At 63.9% G+C, this 15,715-nt stretch carries 16 protein-coding genes and 1 pseudogene; 14 read left to right on the top strand and 3 right to left on the bottom strand.

Features of this window, described 5'->3' with window-relative positions; genetic code table 11:
* From ACSFCA_RS35995 to ACSFCA_RS35945, 11 genes are all read left to right on the top strand, one after another.
* Nucleotides 1-481: arsenate reductase ArsC (locus tag ACSFCA_RS35995; RefSeq protein ID WP_435462917.1), on the top strand; the 481-nt coding region annotated here is incomplete at its 5' end.
* Nucleotides 482-485: 4 nt separating this feature from the next.
* Nucleotides 486-1,544: an ACR3 family arsenite efflux transporter gene (gene arsB, locus ACSFCA_RS35990; RefSeq protein WP_435462916.1), complete on the top strand. Its 1,059-nt coding sequence runs from the start codon at nt 486-488 to the stop codon at nt 1,542-1,544.
* Between the two features lie 279 nt (nt 1,545-1,823).
* Nucleotides 1,824-2,036 (top strand): hypothetical protein, encoded by a 213-nt coding sequence (locus ACSFCA_RS35985; protein ID WP_435462915.1) that lies wholly within the window; start codon nt 1,824-1,826, stop codon nt 2,034-2,036.
* A 154-nt stretch (nt 2,037-2,190) separates the two neighbouring features.
* Nucleotides 2,191-2,712 carry a MerR family transcriptional regulator gene (locus ACSFCA_RS35980; RefSeq protein WP_435462914.1) on the top strand — a complete coding sequence of 174 codons (522 nt, stop codon included), beginning with the start codon at nt 2,191-2,193 and terminating at the stop codon, nt 2,710-2,712.
* Nucleotides 2,709-3,182: a hypothetical protein gene (locus ACSFCA_RS35975; protein ID WP_435462913.1), complete on the top strand. Its 474-nt coding sequence runs from the start codon at nt 2,709-2,711 to the stop codon at nt 3,180-3,182. Before ACSFCA_RS35980 ends, ACSFCA_RS35975 begins: the two co-directional genes overlap by 4 nt.
* 135 nt (nt 3,183-3,317) lie before the next feature.
* Complete coding sequence (locus ACSFCA_RS35970; RefSeq protein WP_435462912.1) at nt 3,318-4,631, top strand: TolC family protein; 1,314 nt, start codon at nt 3,318-3,320, stop codon at nt 4,629-4,631.
* Nucleotides 4,632-4,651: 20 nt separating this feature from the next.
* On the top strand, nt 4,652-6,334 hold the full coding sequence (locus tag ACSFCA_RS35965) for an efflux RND transporter periplasmic adaptor subunit (RefSeq protein WP_435462911.1): 1,683 nt from the start codon (nt 4,652-4,654) through the stop codon (nt 6,332-6,334).
* A complete protein-coding gene (locus ACSFCA_RS35960; RefSeq protein ID WP_435462910.1) occupies nt 6,331-9,501 on the top strand; it encodes an efflux RND transporter permease subunit in 3,171 nt (1,056 codons plus the stop codon). Before ACSFCA_RS35965 ends, ACSFCA_RS35960 begins: the two co-directional genes overlap by 4 nt.
* Entirely contained in the window at nt 9,488-9,871 is a 384-nt protein-coding gene (locus ACSFCA_RS35955; RefSeq protein WP_435462909.1) for a hypothetical protein, read from the top strand. The genes ACSFCA_RS35960 and ACSFCA_RS35955 overlap by 14 nt, the downstream gene beginning before the upstream one ends.
* Before the next feature lie 53 nt (nt 9,872-9,924).
* Nucleotides 9,925-10,227, top strand: coding sequence for a hypothetical protein (locus ACSFCA_RS35950; RefSeq protein WP_435462908.1), 303 nt, complete (start codon nt 9,925-9,927; stop codon nt 10,225-10,227).
* 117 nt (nt 10,228-10,344) lie between these two features.
* Complete coding sequence (locus ACSFCA_RS35945) at nt 10,345-10,800, top strand: copper-binding protein (RefSeq protein WP_435462907.1); 456 nt, start codon at nt 10,345-10,347, stop codon at nt 10,798-10,800.
* 55 nt (nt 10,801-10,855) lie between these two features.
* On the opposite strand, the gene ACSFCA_RS35940 is transcribed toward ACSFCA_RS35945, so the two are convergent.
* The gene (locus ACSFCA_RS35940) at nt 10,856-11,293 is read right to left on the bottom strand and encodes a hypothetical protein (protein ID WP_435477485.1); all 438 of its coding nucleotides are present in this window, start codon (nt 11,291-11,293) and stop codon (nt 10,856-10,858) included.
* Between the two features lie 17 nt (nt 11,294-11,310).
* On the opposite strand from ACSFCA_RS35940, the gene ACSFCA_RS35935 reads away from it, so the two are divergent.
* Nucleotides 11,311-11,616 carry a hypothetical protein gene (locus ACSFCA_RS35935; protein WP_435462920.1) on the top strand — a complete coding sequence of 102 codons (306 nt, stop codon included), beginning with the start codon at nt 11,311-11,313 and terminating at the stop codon, nt 11,614-11,616.
* Here ACSFCA_RS35935 and ACSFCA_RS35930 read toward each other — a convergent pair.
* Together ACSFCA_RS35930 and ACSFCA_RS35925 are read right to left on the bottom strand one after the other, a co-directional pair.
* A pseudogene (locus tag ACSFCA_RS35930) lies at nt 11,617-11,841 on the bottom strand (alcohol dehydrogenase catalytic domain-containing protein); the annotation flags it as partial. It lies immediately after the preceding gene.
* A gap of 14 nt (nt 11,842-11,855) precedes the next feature.
* Nucleotides 11,856-12,764, bottom strand: coding sequence for a LysR substrate-binding domain-containing protein (locus tag ACSFCA_RS35925; protein ID WP_435462906.1), 909 nt, complete (start codon nt 12,762-12,764; stop codon nt 11,856-11,858).
* Between the two features lie 96 nt (nt 12,765-12,860).
* Between ACSFCA_RS35925 and ACSFCA_RS35920 the strand changes: the two genes are divergently transcribed.
* Both ACSFCA_RS35920 and ACSFCA_RS35915 read left to right on the top strand, forming a co-directional pair.
* The gene (locus ACSFCA_RS35920) at nt 12,861-14,264 is read left to right on the top strand and encodes a M20 family metallopeptidase (protein WP_435462905.1); all 1,404 of its coding nucleotides are present in this window, start codon (nt 12,861-12,863) and stop codon (nt 14,262-14,264) included.
* Between the two features lie 51 nt (nt 14,265-14,315).
* Nucleotides 14,316-15,614 carry an MFS transporter gene (locus tag ACSFCA_RS35915; RefSeq protein ID WP_435462904.1) on the top strand — a complete coding sequence of 433 codons (1,299 nt, stop codon included), beginning with the start codon at nt 14,316-14,318 and terminating at the stop codon, nt 15,612-15,614.
* Nucleotides 15,615-15,715 lie beyond the last annotated feature (101 nt).

Here is a 15,715-nt window from a genome sequence, read left to right as displayed (position 1 = left end):
CAACGTACTCATCCTCTGCACCCACAACTCGGCTCGCAGCGTGCTGGCCGAGGGCATGCTCAACCACTGGGCCCAGAAGCTTGGCAAGGACGTGAAAGCGTTCAGCGCCGGCAGCGCGCCCAGCGGAAGAATCAATCCGTTCGCCATCGAGGTGCTGCAGGCGGCCGGGGTGAACACCGAGGGCTTTCGCAGCAAGAGCTGGGATGAGTTCGCCACGCCGGTCATGCATGTGGTCATCACCGTCTGCGACAGCGCGGCACAGGAGGCCTGCCCCTACTGGCCGGGCACGCGCGTCAAGGTGCATTGGGGATATCCGGACCCATCGAACACCGAGGGCGGCGATGTCGCCAAGCGCCAGGCCTTCGAGCTGACGCGTCAGGCGATCTCCTATCGCATGCTGCAACTGCTCGCGCTGGACAACCCGCAAGCAATGAGCGACGCCGAACTGCAAGAGCGGCTGAAGCGCATCTCCGCGAACTGACACCATGAGCGCAGTCATCGAAAGCCCGCGTGCCAGCGCGGCCCCCATGAGCGTGTTCGAGCGCTACCTGACGGTATGGGTGTTCCTCTGCATCGTCGTCGGCATTGCGCTGGGGCAATTGTTCCCGGCCATGTTCCAGGCCGTTGGCCGCCTCGAGGTCGCCAAGGTCAACATTCCCGTGGGCGTGTTGATCTGGGTGATGATCATCCCGATGCTTCTGCGGGTCGATTTCGCGGCGCTCGCGCAGGTGAAGAACCACTGGCGCGGCATCGGCGTGACGCTGTTCATCAACTGGGCCGTGAAGCCGTTCTCGATGGCCTTCCTGGCGTGGCTCTTCGTGCGCCAGGTCTTTGCGGGCCACTTGCCAGCCGACCAGCTCGACAGCTACGTCGCAGGCTTGATCCTGCTGGCCGCCGCTCCTTGCACGGCGATGGTGTTCGTCTGGAGTCGCCTGACTGGCGGCGACCCTGTCTTCACGCTGTCGCAGGTCGCATTGAACGACGCCATCATGGTGTTCGCCTTCGCGCCCATCGTCGGGCTGCTGCTGGGCCTGTCGGCCATCACGGTGCCGTGGGACACGCTCATCACCTCGGTGGGGCTCTACATCGTCTTGCCGGTGATCTTCGCGCAGGTTCTGCGCAAACGACTGCTGAAGAACGGGCCTGCGGCTTTCGAGCGAGCGATGCATCGCATCGGGCCGTGGTCGATTGCGGCGCTGCTGCTGACGCTCGTGCTCCTGTTCGCGTTCCAGGGCGAGGCCATCATCAAGCAGCCGTTGGTAATTGCCATGCTTGCGGTGCCGATCCTGATTCAGGTGGTGCTGAACTCCGGCTTGGCCTACTGGCTCAACCGCAAGCTCGGCGAGAAGCACAACATTGCATGCCCCTCCGCGCTGATCGGCGCATCCAACTTCTTCGAGCTGGCGGTGGCCGCAGCCATCAGCCTGTTCGGTTTCCACTCGGGCGCTGCACTGGCCACCGTGGTCGGCGTGCTGATCGAGGTGCCGCTCATGCTGGCGGTGGTGAAGGTCGTGAACTCGTCGCGGGGTTGGTATGAGTCGTGAGCTGCCGAACATCGATCCGGCCTTGTTCGCAAAAGCCGATCCGGATCTGCTGATGCCGGCGCAGCGCTCCGCCCACGCGCCCCGCATCTCGGAGCAACCAAGGCAGTACGTGAGACCACCGCGTGCGCGGGTTCATGGCGGTTCTTTTTTCCTTGTTCCTCGGCCAGCTTCAACCTTCCCATCATGTGAAGGTCAAGCGATCACCCCACGCTTGACCTTGGCACCGTGGCAAGGTTTAGGGTGCGTGCGATGGCAACAGGCCTGAATGGAAGCATTGCGATGGTGCGCAGATTCGAGACCCGCAAGTCTCTGGAGCAGGAAGTGCTGCGACTCTACAAACGCGCAGTGGCCGAACGGCGCTGGGAGATTGCCGAGCCGCTGATATGCGTGCTGGAACGGTTGGCCCAAGCCGACCCGGCCTGTGAAGCGCCACTCGAACTGGCGTACCTGTGCGTGAACCCGGCCGATGGTGGTCAAGGACACCGCGCGTGACGTCGGCGTCTCGGCGAGAGCTCGATCCACCCGAAATCGTTGCTTGTGGCCCGTGTTGACATGCGCCAGCAAGGCCACCTAAACTGCGTACTCAACAACGGACATAGAGTTTTGTCCTTTCCCTTTCATTTGATCGCCTGACCGCTCTTTTCCCATGCCGACCCATGCATTCACCATACGCAAACTCGCCGACGCGGCAGGCGTTGGCGTGGAGGCGGTGCGCTATTACCAGCGCGGTGGATTGCTGGCTGCGCCGAATCGCGTGGATGGTGGCTTCCGGCAGTACTCGGAGGACGATGTCCGTCGTTTGCGCTTCATCAAGCGAGCCCAGGCATTGGGGTACTCGCTGGAGGACGTTGCTGAGTTGATGTCCTTGAGCGCCTCACGCGACCGCCTGCGCGTCCGGGAGATCACGCGCGAACGCGTCGCGGAGATCCGGGAGCGCATGGCCGACCTGCAGTCGATGGCTTCGGCGCTGGAAAATCTGGCCGATTGCTGCGCCAAAGCGCCAGAGGGCTCGGCGTGCACGATCATCGCTGCGCTGACCGGGAATCAGGACGCCGATCCAACTACAGCCGATGCGGGCCTCGTTGCGCACGCGAGCGTTGCTCGTCGACGCGCATCCGTGCGGTCCGGCACCGAAGCACAGCGCCGTACTGACGGGGTGGCCGTATGACGATGACGCGTGCATTCAGGCGATTCGTTTGCCGGCTGATGCTCGGCGTGCTGGTCTTTGGCCAGATGGCCATCGCCGCCTATGCCTGTCCCGCACTGTCGGGCGCGCCGCAGTCTCTCCCGACGATGGCCATGAACGCGGCGGTCGCAACGATGCCCGATGACGAGGCAGGTGCTTCGATGGCCGTGTCGCCCGACACGTCCGCGACGTTAGACATGGCCGCCATGACGGGCTGCGACCAGATCGACGACAGCGCAGTCAACCTGTGCGCCGAGCACTGTCGTTTCGGCCAGCAAAGTGCCGACCATGCATCGGCTCCGACCGTACCCGCGGCGCTGCTGACCACCCTCTACACCCTCCCTGTGCAACCCGAGCCTCTCGGGCATGGTTGGCCTTCGGCCGACTCGAAATTCAAGCGCGTCGCGGCCTCTCCACCGCACGCCATCCTGCACTGCTGTTTTCGCATTTGATCTCCTGACGCTGGTGCGGCCGGCCTGAGCCGGCTTGCACCAGACCGCTCGGTCGCGCTTGCGCGTGCCCGCGAGTTTCCGCTCGCTCCGCACAAGCTCCATTCGACCTGATGGCATTCGTCAACTGGAGATCTCATGTTCATCGACTCTTTTTCTTCCCGCACGCCGGGCAGCGCTGTGCCATGGCGCAGGCTCGCCGTCGGCATCGCGGTGGCGCTCGCGATGGGCGCCGGTGCGGTCCATGCCGCCGACGCCCTGACGCTTGACCAGGCGCTGCGTCTGGCGCAGAACCGTTCTCGCGCGCTCGTGGCCCAGGATGCGACGGCTTCGGCCGCACGGGACATGGCCGTCGCCGCCGGACAGCGGCCCGACCCCACGCTCAAGCTCGGCATCAACAATCTGCCTGTCAACGGGGCCGATCGATTCAGCCTGACGCGCGACTTCATGACCATGCGCTCGGTCGGCGTGATGCAGGAGTTCACGCGCGAAGACAAGCTCAAAGCTCGTGCCGGGCGCTTCGAGCGTGAGGCAGAGGTCGCCGAGGCTGGGCGCAGCCTTGCGCTTGCCAACCTGCAGCGCGACACCGCCATGGCCTGGCTGGACCGTCTCTATCAGGAACGCGTGCGCGACGTACTGGTGTCCCAACGCGACGAAGCGCGCCTGCAGATCGACGCCGCCGATGCAGCCTACCGGGGTGGGCGCGGCACGCAAGCCGTTGTGTTCGCCGCTCGATCGGCGGTCGCCCAGATCGACGACCGCATCGAACAGGCCCAGCGCCAGATCGCCACGGCCCGTACGCAACTGGCGCGTTGGATAGGTTCCGCCGCAAACGATCCTCTCGGCCCGGCGCCGGGATTGGATGCGGTTCGCCTGAGCCCGCAGGACCTGGAGACCCAACTGGCCCATCACCCTGAAATCGCGGTGATGCAAAAGCAGGAAGAGGTCGCGCAGGCCGAAGCGGACCTCGCACGAGCCAACAAGAAAACCGATGTGAGCGTCGAGCTGATGTACAGCCAACGCGGGTCGGCCTACTCGAACATGGTCTCGCTCAATGTTTCGATCCCGCTGCAGTGGGACCAGAAGAACCGCCAGGACCGCGAGCTGTCGGCCAAGCTGGCCGGCGTCGAGCAGAAGCGCGCCGAACGTGAAGAGGCCACGCGAGCACACGTGGCCGAGGCACTGGCGATGCTGCAGGAATGGCGCAGCGACCGCGAGCGCCTGACCCGCTACGACAACTCGCTGCTGCCATTGGCCACCGAGCGCACGCGCGCCACGATCGCCGCCTACCGCGGCAACGCGGGCACCCTGACCGCGGTGCTGGAAGCACGCCGCGCCGAAATCGACACACGCATCGAGCGCCTGCGCCTGGAAATGGGCGCGGCGCGCCTGTGGGCACAACTGAACTACCTGGTGCCGGTCGGCCACGACACGGCCGCACCCCAGCCATGACCACCACCGAGAGATCTCCCATGAAAACCAAAAACCTCGTGATGGCCCTCGTCACTGCTGGCGTGCTGGGTGCCGCCGGCTACGGCCTCTACGCCCTGGGCATGCGCCACGGCGCCAGCATGCCGGCCATGCCTTCGACTGCCAGTGGGATGACATCGCCGCAAGCGGCGACCCCCGCTGTTGCCGCGCCCGCCAACGAGTCGGGCGAAGACGCTACCCGCCGGCACATCGCAGCCGGTCTCAAGGCCGGTGACGTCGATCCCGCCAATGGCAAGAAGATCCTGTACTACAACGACCCCATGGCGCCGGCGAACAAGTTCGACAAGCCGGGCAAGTCACCCTTCATGGACATGATGATGTCGCCGGTCTACGCCGACGGCGATGCGGACCGGGGCAACGTCACGGTGAGCTCGCGCATCCAGCAAAACCTGGGCGTGCGCACCGCCGAAGTGACCGAAGGCGCGCTGTCGCCTCAGGTGTCCGCAGTGGGCAGCATCGCGTTCAACGAGCGCGACCAGGCGATCGTGCAGGCGCGTGCCACCGGGTACGTCGAGCACCTGTACGTGCGCGCCACGCTGGATCCGGTCGCCAAGGGACAACCCTTGGTCAGCCTCTATGTTCCGGACTGGATCGCTGCCCAAGAAGAATTCCTGTCGGTGCGACGCATGAAAGGCACAGACCTGGGCGGGCTCGTGGACGGTGCGCGCCAGCGCATGCGCCAGATCGGCATGGATGACGGCCAGATCGCGCTGGTCGAGCGCAGCGGCAAGACCCAGCCGCGCATCACCCTGACCGCGCCTCTGGGCGGGGTCGTCGTCGAGCTGCTGGCGCGCGAAGGCATGACGGTGATGCCGGGCGCCACGCTGTTCCGCATCAATGGCTTGTCCACCGTGTGGGCCAACGCCGAGGTGCCCGAGAGCCAGGCCGCGCTGCTGCGCCCGGGCGCCAAGGTGCAGGCCAGAAGCCCGGCTGCGCCTGGCAGCACCTTCGACGGCAAGGTGCAGGCGATCCTGCCCGAGGTGAATCCGAGCACGCGCACGCTGAAGGCACGCCTGGAGCTCGCCAATCCAGGCAGTCGGCTGGTGCCGGGGATGTTCGTCACGATGAACTTCGTGGACATGCGCGTCGACAAGACGTTGCTCGTGCCCACCGAGGCGGTGATCCAGACGGGCAAACGCACGGTCGTGATCGTGGCTGAAGACAACGGACGCTTCCGCCCGGTGGATGTCGAGGCAGGCCTCGAGAGCGGCGGCCAGACCGAGATCAAGCGCGGCCTCTCGGCCGGCAAGCGGGTGGTCGTGTCGTCGCAATTCCTGATCGACTCGGAGGCCAGTCTCAAGGGCGTCGAGGCCCGCTTGAACAGCGAGCCGGTCACCGGCGTTGGCGCCGCGCCTGTTCCTTCGCCTTCGGCCCCGATGGCCGCCGGCGCGCCGCGGCATGTTGGTGAAGCCAAGGTCGTCGGTGTCGGCAAGGATGCATTGACACTGTCACACGGCGCCATTCCCACGCTGAAGTGGGGTCCGATGACGATGGACTTCAAGCTGCCGCCCGACGGCGCGGCGCGCAACGTTCAGGTCGGGGATCGCGTGAGCTTCGAGTTCTTCATGGGTGCGGACGATCTGCCGCAGCTCACTCGCGTCACGCCGATGGCGGCCGAGGCCAAGGCGATGGCACCCGCAACCACGCCGGGAAGCAAGCCATGATCGCCAAACTGATTCGCTGGTCCATCGCCAACCGCTTCCTCGTGCTGCTGGCCACCTTGATGCTCAGTGCGTGGGGCGTCTATTCGGTGCTGCGAACGCCGCTGGATGCGCTGCCCGATCTGTCGGACGTGCAGGTCATCATCCGCACCACCTATCCGGGCCAGGCGCCGCGCATCGTCGAGAACCAGGTCACGTACCCGTTGACGACGACGATGCTCTCCGTGCCGGGCGCGAAGGCGGTGCGCGGCTACTCGTTCTTTGGCGATTCCTTTGTCTACGTGCTGTTCGAAGATGGGACCGACCCATACTGGGCGCGTTCCCGGGTCCTCGAATACCTCAACCAGGTGCAGTCGCGGCTGCCCGCCCAGGCCAAGGCCTCGCTCGGTCCGGACGCTTCCGGCGTGGGCTGGATCTACGAGTACGCGCTGGTCGACCGCAGCGGCAAGATGGACATCTCGCAACTGCGCGCGCTTCAGGACTGGTTCCTCAAGTACGAGCTCAAGACTGTGCCTGACGTGGCCGAGGTTGCCTCCGTGGGCGGCATGGTGCGCCAGTACCAGATCGTGCTCGATCCGGACAAGCTCGCGGCCTACGGTATCCCCCACACCAAGGTCGTGGAGGCGATCCAGCGTGCGAACCAGGAGACCGGCGGTTCGGTGCTCGAGCTCGGAGAAGCCGAGTACATGGTGCGTGCCTCGGGGTACCTGCAGAACCTCGATGATTTTCGCAAGGTGCCGCTCATGACGACGGCCGCCGGCGTGTCGGTGCGCCTGGGCGACGTGGCCCGGGTGCAGATCGGTCCGGAAATGCGCCGTGGCATCGGCGAGCTCAACGGCGAAGGCGAGGCCGTCGGCGGTGTGATCGTGATGCGCTCGGGAAAGAACGCGCTGCAGACCATTGCCGCCGTCAAGGACAAGCTCAAGGGCCTGGCGTCCAGCCTGCCCCAAGGCGTGGAGATCGTGCCGGTGTACGACCGCTCCGGGCTGATCGAGCGCGCGGTCGAGAACCTCACGCACAAGCTGATCGAGGAATTCATCGTCGTTGCGGTGGTCTGCTTCATCTTCCTGTTCCACCTGCGCTCGGCGCTGGTTGCCATCATTTCTCTGCCTCTGGGCATCCTGGCGGCGTTCATCGTGATGCACTACCAGGGCGTCAACGCCAACATCATGTCGCTGGGCGGCATCGCGATCGCCATCGGCGCGATGGTCGACGCGGCGGTCGTGATGATCGAGAACGCCCACAAGCATCGGGAGCAATGGAGCCATGAACACCCCGACGAGGTGCTCGAGGGAGCGGCCCGATGGCGGGTCATCGGCGATTCGGCGGCCGAGGTGGGGTCGGCGCTGTTTTTCTCGCTGCTGATCATCACGCTGTCCTTCGTGCCTGTGTTCACGCTGGAAGCGCAGGAAGGACGCCTGTTCTCTCCGCTGGCGTTCACGAAGACCTACGCGATGGCGGCCGCGGCGGGCCTGTCGGTGACCTTGATCCCCGTGCTCATGGGCTACCTGATCCGTGGGCGCATCCCTGACGAGAAAAGCAATCCGCTCAATCGCCTGCTGATCGCGGTCTACCGGCCGCTGCTCGACATGGTGCTGCGTGCCCCGAAGCTTACGCTCGTGGTGGCGGTCGTGGTGCTGGCCACCAGCCTGTGGCCGTTGCAGCACATCGGCGGCGAGTTCATGCCACGGTTGGACGAAGGGGATCTGCTGTACATGCCCTCTGCACTGCCTGGACTGTCCGCAGGGAAAGCGGGCGAGCTGCTGCAGCAGACCGATCGCCTGATCAAGACGGTGCCGGAAGTTGCGAGCGTGTACGGCAAGGCGGGCCGCGCGGAGAGCGCGACCGACCCCGCGCCGCTGGAAATGTTCGAGACGACGATCCAGTTCAAGCCGCGCGACCAGTGGCGCGCCGGCATGACGACCGACAAGCTGGTCGAGGAACTCGACCGCATTGTCAAGGTGCCGGGCTTGTCCAACATCTGGGTGCCGCCGATCCGCAATCGCATCGACATGCTGGCCACGGGCATCAAGAGCCCGGTGGGTGTCAAGGTGGCAGGCACGGACCTGGCGACCATCGATCGCATCACCGGAGAGATCGAACGCACGCTCAAGGACGTGCCCGGCGTCAGCAGCGCCTTGGCCGAGCGGCTCACGGGTGGGCGCTATGTGGATGTGAACATCCGGCGCGACGATGCGGCGCGCTACGGGTTGAACATCGCCGACGTGCAGTCGGTGGTCTCGTCCGCCGTGGGCGGCGAGAACATTGGCGAGACGGTGGAAGGCTTGCAGCGCTTCCCGATCAACCTTCGGTACCCGCGCGAGATGCGCGATTCACTGGAGAAGCTGCGCACGCTGCCTGTGGTGACCGAGCGCGGCCAACGCCTGGTGCTCTCCGATGTGGCCGACATCCGGGTTGCCGATGGGCCACCGATGCTGCGCAGCGAGAACGCGAGGCTGTCGGGTTGGGTGTACGTCGACATCCGTGATCGGGACCTTCGCTCAGCGGTGCAGGACATGCAGCAGGCCGTCGCCAAGCAGGTGAAGCTACCGCCGGGCTACTCGATCTCCTGGTCGGGCCAGTTCGAATTCCTGGAGCGGGCCACCGCCAAGCTCAAGGTGGTCGTGCCGTTCACGCTGCTCATCATCTTCGTGCTGTTGTACCTGACGTTCGGCGCGTTTGGTGAAGCGCTCCTGATCATGGCCGCGCTCCCGTTTGCGCTGGTGGGCGGCATCTGGCTGCTGTACCTGCTGAGCTACAACTTGTCGATCGCGGGTGCGGTGGGCTTCATCGCGCTGGCCGGCGTGTCCGCCGAATTCGGCGTGATCATGCTGCTCTACCTCAAGAACGCCTGGCAGGAGCGCGCCAACCAGGGCAAGACCAGCGAGGCCGATCTGCTGGATGCGATTCGCGAAGGTGCCGTGTTGCGTGTGCGGCCTAAGGCGATGACGGTGGCCGTCATCCTGGCCGGTCTGCTGCCGATCATGTGGGGCACGGGAACGGGCTCCGAAGTGATGCAGCGCATCGCCGCGCCGATGGTGGGCGGGATGGTCACTGCACCGTTGCTGTCGATGTTCGTCATTCCCGCGGCCTACCTGTTGATGCGTCGGCCGCGCGGGCGCAGAGCATCGAAGTGGACGTTCTGGAGGAGTCGTCGTGCGCCCAATTGAACACTCCGGCGGCTGCCGCGCATGGGGTGCGGTGGTGCTTTGCCTGTGCCTGTCATTGCTGCTCGATACAGCAGCGCGGGCAGCCGTTTCCGTCCAGGAGATCCAGCACGCCGGCCCGGTGATGACCGCATCGACGGCCTCGCGCCCGATGCCCACCAGCGCCGAGGATTGCCAGACCTGCGCGGCTTGTGCCATCGCTCCGGCGCCGGCGGCCCACTCATTCACTGGCGAGGGCGAATCGCGAGAACAGGCTCCGTTGGCTTGGCTCGCGCACGCGACAGTGGCGCCGGCGCCAACCTGGTTTTTTGATGCTGGAGACGAGCGATTGCGATGGCCTGTGCGCATCGCGTTCTGCCGGTGGCTGGATTGATCCGATGAGGTTCCTCTCGAACTGTCAGATCAGACCAACCTTAGGAGAACATCATGAAGAAACTGCTCATTTCCCTCACCGCTACCCTAGCGCTGGGCGCTGTCTGGCCCGCGTTTGCCGGCCCCGACTTCCAGGTCATCGAGAAAGCACGCGCGGACAGGCAAGCGGCCGTGGCGGCGCAAGCGGCCACCACCAGAGTCGACAGCGCCACCGGCCAGCGAGTGACCTGCCCGCCCGAACCTCTGGTGCTGCCGCTGGACCACGGCCCGCGGGCTCTAACGACGCCCGGAGAAAACCGGATGCGCAGGGCGCGCTACGAGGCCCAGGTGAAGGCATGCACGAACCCCGCGCTGTGAATGCCTGTGCGTACTTCGGCGCGTGACTTTTAGAGGTGGTCATCGCAGGTGATCGCTCTCATCCCAGGGCCTGCCGGAAGGCGGGCCCATTTTTAAGCTCAGAAAAGGAAACTCGTCATGAACCTCGTCTCAATCGCAACGCTGATCGCTGCCTTGTCTTTCTCCGCCGCCACGTTCGCCCAGTCCGGCGACATGGGCGGCATGAAGATGGGGGACAAGGGCACGCAGAACTGCATGGATATGAAGGGAATGAAGGGCATGGACATGAAGGACATGGATGCCAAGAAATGCCAGGACATGATGAAAGGCATGGAAGCAAAAGGCTCTTCCAAGTCCTCCACCCCCGCCAAGTCCACGGCCCACGAGGCCGATGCCGTGGTGAAGGAATTCGATGCGCCCCAGGGCAAGGTCACTCTGGCTCACGGCCCAGTCAAAAGCCTCGGGTGGCCTGCGATGACCATGGCATTCGGCGTCACGGATAAGGCACTATTCGACAAACTCGCCGTGGGCGCAAAAGTCCACGTCGGGTTCAAGAAAGAGGGTGACGACTACGTCGTGACCTCAGTCAAATAACGCTCCGAAGACGATGTGACCGTGCTAATGACATCACGTCTCAGCGCGCGCCTTCTCAGCGGCCTTGCCCGGCCTTCATGACTTCGCTCGCGGCTCGCTGAATCGAAGCGGGGTCCAGTCTCGGCTGCAGCCGCTCGCATGCTGCAAGTCCATCCACGATCGAGGCTCGCAACGTCTCGTCGATGGTGTCCTTGGACGCCTGCTGCAACAGCGCCCTGGCCGCGGTGTGCACGATGCTGACGTCCGCATCGTCTCCTTCGATGCCAGTCTCATCGCACGCAGAGATCACCCCATAGAGAATTCCACCGGCTTGCTGCACGAGTTCCTGAGCGTCTTCACCAATGAGCGCATGGATGCCGGCCTTGACGCTGTCGGCCCGCCAGGCTCTGCGAATTTCGGCTTTTTGAAACGGATCCAATCCGATAACCGGCTTGCGCCGGGTTCGTTTTCGCACTGTCTGTACCTTTCGATTGATGATTTTCCCGACGGGCACCCATCACAATCTCCTCCATGATGGACAGCGAGATATTGCCCGACGAAGAGTTGGGCGCGAGGGCCGCTGAATGGCGCAAACGGGCACTTCGGGGCGATCTGCACGCCCGGGGCGTGGCGCACCAACTTGAAGCGGAACTGCGCCGACGAAGCGGCGCAGCTTTTCCGGACTACGACACCCTGGACCTGAGGGCGCTCGAGCATCGACAGCAGAGCCGATCCATGGACAACTGGAAAGCGATGGGGCTGTTCGCGCTTGGAATCACCGGCCTCATGCTCCTGATTGGCATCGCGGTGTTTTTCTTCGTGCCCATCTTCCGATAGGGCATCCGCGGTTCGCGCCAGGTTGACCGTGAGGCACACGCCGGCGTGCTGCTCCTTGCAGGTCCGGCACCGCCCGCAGGCCACATTGAATGGAACTGAGACCAGGTCGCCCCTCTTCAACGTCTCGACATCGCGCCCGATTTCCAACACCTCGCCGATGATCTCATGGCCCAGGATGAGGCCTTCGGGAGCCATGGTCCGCCCGCGGACCATGTGCTTGCAACTGGATGCCGGGAATTTCAAGGCGTCCCGTTTGTCAACAGCCATTGGCTGAAGGATTGCACGTCCTTTCGCATTGCGGAAATCGGACGGACGATTAGCGAATAGTTGTGCGGCGCGCCGACGGAAATCTCGCTTGCCAGAACGAGCCTTCCGTCAGCAAGCTCAGCCTGCACGAGCGGCTCGTGAACAAGCGCGAACCCCCCTCCTGCCACACACATCTGAATGGCCACGTACATCATCGAGGTGCTCATGCGCGCAGGCGCGACTCTTGCCGCGTGCCTTGCACTCAAGCACCAGCTTGCCCATGTCGGCTCCGGCCAACCCCGGTCCTTGGGTATGAAATTGATCAAAGGCGCCTCGCCAATGCTGCGAGGATCAAGGCTGCCCACACCTAGCGCGATGAGCAACGTGGGCGCGGCCACAACGATGTAGCGGCCGCCAACGAGTGGATAGCCCACCTCGGAGATACCAGTTCGCGAATAGTAGATCGCCATGTCGGCGCGGCCGGACAGCGGGTCCGCCATTGCCGGCTCTGCACGCACGACGATTTGGCATTCCGGTCGCTGCCCCGCGTATTCAACAACCAACGGCGCCAACCATTGGACCGCCAGCGAAAACTGGCAGCGCACAACGATCTGCGGGACTTCGCGCTGTCGGCGCACCTGCGGCCCGAGCGTCGTGACTTCGTCCAGAAGTGTCTGGATCCGCGGCCCCATTTCCTTTCCTGCTTCGGTGAGATCTACACCGTTGGGACGCCGCTCGAACAACGGCCGACCCGCCCATGCTTCGAGCAGACGAACCTGGTGCGCAATGGCCGCAGGGGTCAGCGAGAGTTCCTCGGCGGCCGCCGTAAAGCCGCGATGCCGGTATGCGCTTTCGAAGGCGGTGAGCGCCCCCATAGGGGGAAGGCCGGTGCGTTTAGACATCAGAAAATTATGCCTTGATAGGTAAAAAGATTCGGTTGTGCGCAAAGAAATCTCAGTGGGATCATTGCCTATTCATTCAGCAAGAGTCATAAAGTCATGTCACGTATAAATGCGATCGATGGTGCCAGGAGCGCGCTCCGGAACGGGCGCTACGAGGCGGTGCTCACGCAACGCGTCGCGATTCAGACGGTCAGTCAGGATCCGCAGAAGCAATCGCAGTTGCATGCGTATCTGGCACAGCTGTGCGCGGATTTGGAGCCGCTGGGATTCAAGTGCGAGGTCCATCCGAATCCGAATCCCGCAGGTGGGCCTATCCTGGTCGCCTCGCGCCATGAGGCTGATAACCTCAAGACACTGCTCTGCTACGGACACGCCGATGTCGTCGTGGGCATGGATGACCAGTGGACCAACGGACGAAGCCCCTGGAGGCTGGCCCGCGAGGGTGATCGGTTATATGGCAGAGGCACCGCAGACAACAAGGGGCAGCACACGCTGGTGCTACTCGCGCTGGAAGAAGTCATGCGCGCAAGGGGGCAGCGGCTGGGCTACAACGTCAAGCTGTTGATCGACACCTGCGAAGAAACAGGCTCGATCGGGCTTCGTGAATTCTGCGAGGAGCATCGCGACATGCTCAAAGCGGATTTCCTGATCGCGTCCGATGGTCCCCGCATCTCAGTCGATCAACCCACGTTTTATCTCGGGACGCGCGGCGTCTACAGCTTCGACTTGGAATGCAACCTTCGCGAGGGTGGTCTGCACCCGGGCAACTGGGGCGGGATCATCGCCAATCCCGCAGTTTTGCTGTCGCATGCGATCGCGGCGTTGATTGAGGTCAACGGACGGGTCGCTGCCCGCGGTGTTCTTCCCCATAACGTTCCCGCCTCGGTCGGGGCAGCGCTGCGCGACTGCCGGATCGAACCCGGTCCCGGCGCCCCCGCCGTTGACCGGAATTGGGGGGAGCCCGGGCTCTCGCCCGAAGAACGGCTGTTTGGCTGGGCGGCACTGGAAGTCCTGGCCATGGGAGCAGGCAATCCCGAAAAGGCGGTGAATGCGATTCCCGGCAAGGCCGTTGCCCGATGCCAGATCCGGTACACAGTGGACTGCGACCACCACGGATTCCTCGGCGCAATCCAAGCGCGCTTGGCGGCGGTGGGTTTGACTCAGGTCCGAGCCCGTCACACACCAGAGCGAGGGGCGTTTCCGGCAACCCGTCTTGATCCGGCGCATCCCTTCGCAGTCTGGGCCGGTGCGTCAGTCCAGGAGACGCTCGGGATCAAGCCGTCGATCATGCCAAATGCCGGCGGCACGTTGCCGAACGACTGCTTCGCCGTGGTGCTGGGATTGCCCACGCTGTGGGTCTCCCATTCATATCCGGGCTGCTGCCAACATGCCCCCGACGAGCATGTCCTGTTGCCGTTGATCGACGACGGGCTTGCCATGATGGCGGGCCTTTTCTGGGACCTCAGCGAGTACGCCAGCGTCTCCAGAACAACAACCTGAACGGCACTGCCGCAGTCGTCCTTCCTCCATCACCCAATCGAGACATAGGTCATGAAAAAATCGACGGGAACAGCGCGGCTCATCATCGCCGCGTCAATCGGAAATGCCCTTGAATGGTTCGACCTGGTCATGTTCGGCTTTCTCGCGCCGGTTATCTCGAAGATGTTCTTTCCGAAAGAAAATGAGATCACCGGCCTGTTGTTGACTTTTGTTACCTTCGGACTGGCCTACGTTGCCCGCCCGTTCGGCGCCATCTGGCTTGGCGCCGTCGCGGACCGCCATGGCCGCAAGCGGGCCCTCACCATCACCATCGGCCTGATGAGCATCGGAACCCTGCTCGTCGTGATCACGCCGACTTATGCTCAGGCCGGCATCCTAGGATCAGTCGTTCTGGTTGTTGCACGCCTGGTGCAGGGATTGTCGGCCGGAGGCGAATTCGGTGCGGCAACTGCACTGCTGGTGGAACACATGCCTGCGCGCAAGGGCTTCATGGGCAGTTGGCAGTCTGCGAGCCAAGGCCTCAGCACGGTACTGGCATCCGCCTTTGGCGTGCTGGTTGTGTATCTTTCTACGACACCTGCAATGGCCGAATGGGCTTGGCGCCTGCCTTTCATCTTCGGCCTCCTGATCGTGCCGGTCGGCATCTACATCCGGCGCCACCTGCCGCACGATGCAGTCGCGACCAACGGGGCGAGCGCACCGAGCTTGGCACTGCCGCTACTGAACATCGTACGGGAGCAAAAGAGCTCCATCCTCTACGCCATCGCCCTGATGATCGGCACGAGCAGCGCCAACTATGTGCTGATCTACATGCCATCCTACGTCAGCTCCGTTTTGCACACCTCGGCGACGTCCAGTTACTGGTCCACGCTGGGCGGCGGCTTGCTGCTGATGGTGTTGCCACCGTTCGTTGGGCTGCTGTCAGACCGGTATGGCCGCTTCATGGTGATGATTCCAGGCGCGTTGGTCCTTTGCCTGAGCGGCGCACCGCTGTTCTTTGCGCTCGAAGCCCATCCGACCTCAACCATGCTGGTCGTGACCTTGATCTGGATTGCCTTCTGGAAAGCCGCATACTTCGGTGGACTCCCGGCGATGCTCGCCGAACTGTTCCCAGCCGACGTGCGAGCCTCCGGACTGAACATCTCGTACAGCATTGGCGTGCCGATATTTGGTGGCCTTGCACCCGTCTTTCTGACCATGCTGATCGCCCACAAGGTTCCGGCCGCGCCGGGCCTGTATGTCAGCATCATGGCCGGGATCAGCGTGATCTCGATGATCCTACTGCGCAGGCGCGGTGGTCAGTCGATCAGTAAGCGCGGTCTCGAAGCCCCGTTGACGGCGGCACCCTGAGCATCCGAGGATGTGTCCACACTATGCAACTTACACGGACACATGAACACTGACTGGATGGATTTGATGGGCCGGTGACGGCGGCACAGGCGCTGGCCTTA

Origin of the sequence: Variovorax multivorans, assembly GCF_051216835.1 — a bacterium.
In the GTDB taxonomy this organism is placed as follows: domain Bacteria; phylum Pseudomonadota; class Gammaproteobacteria; order Burkholderiales; family Burkholderiaceae_C; genus Variovorax.
The sequence above is the reverse complement of the archived record's forward strand: the minus strand, read 5'-3'. Positions and strand labels throughout refer to the sequence as shown.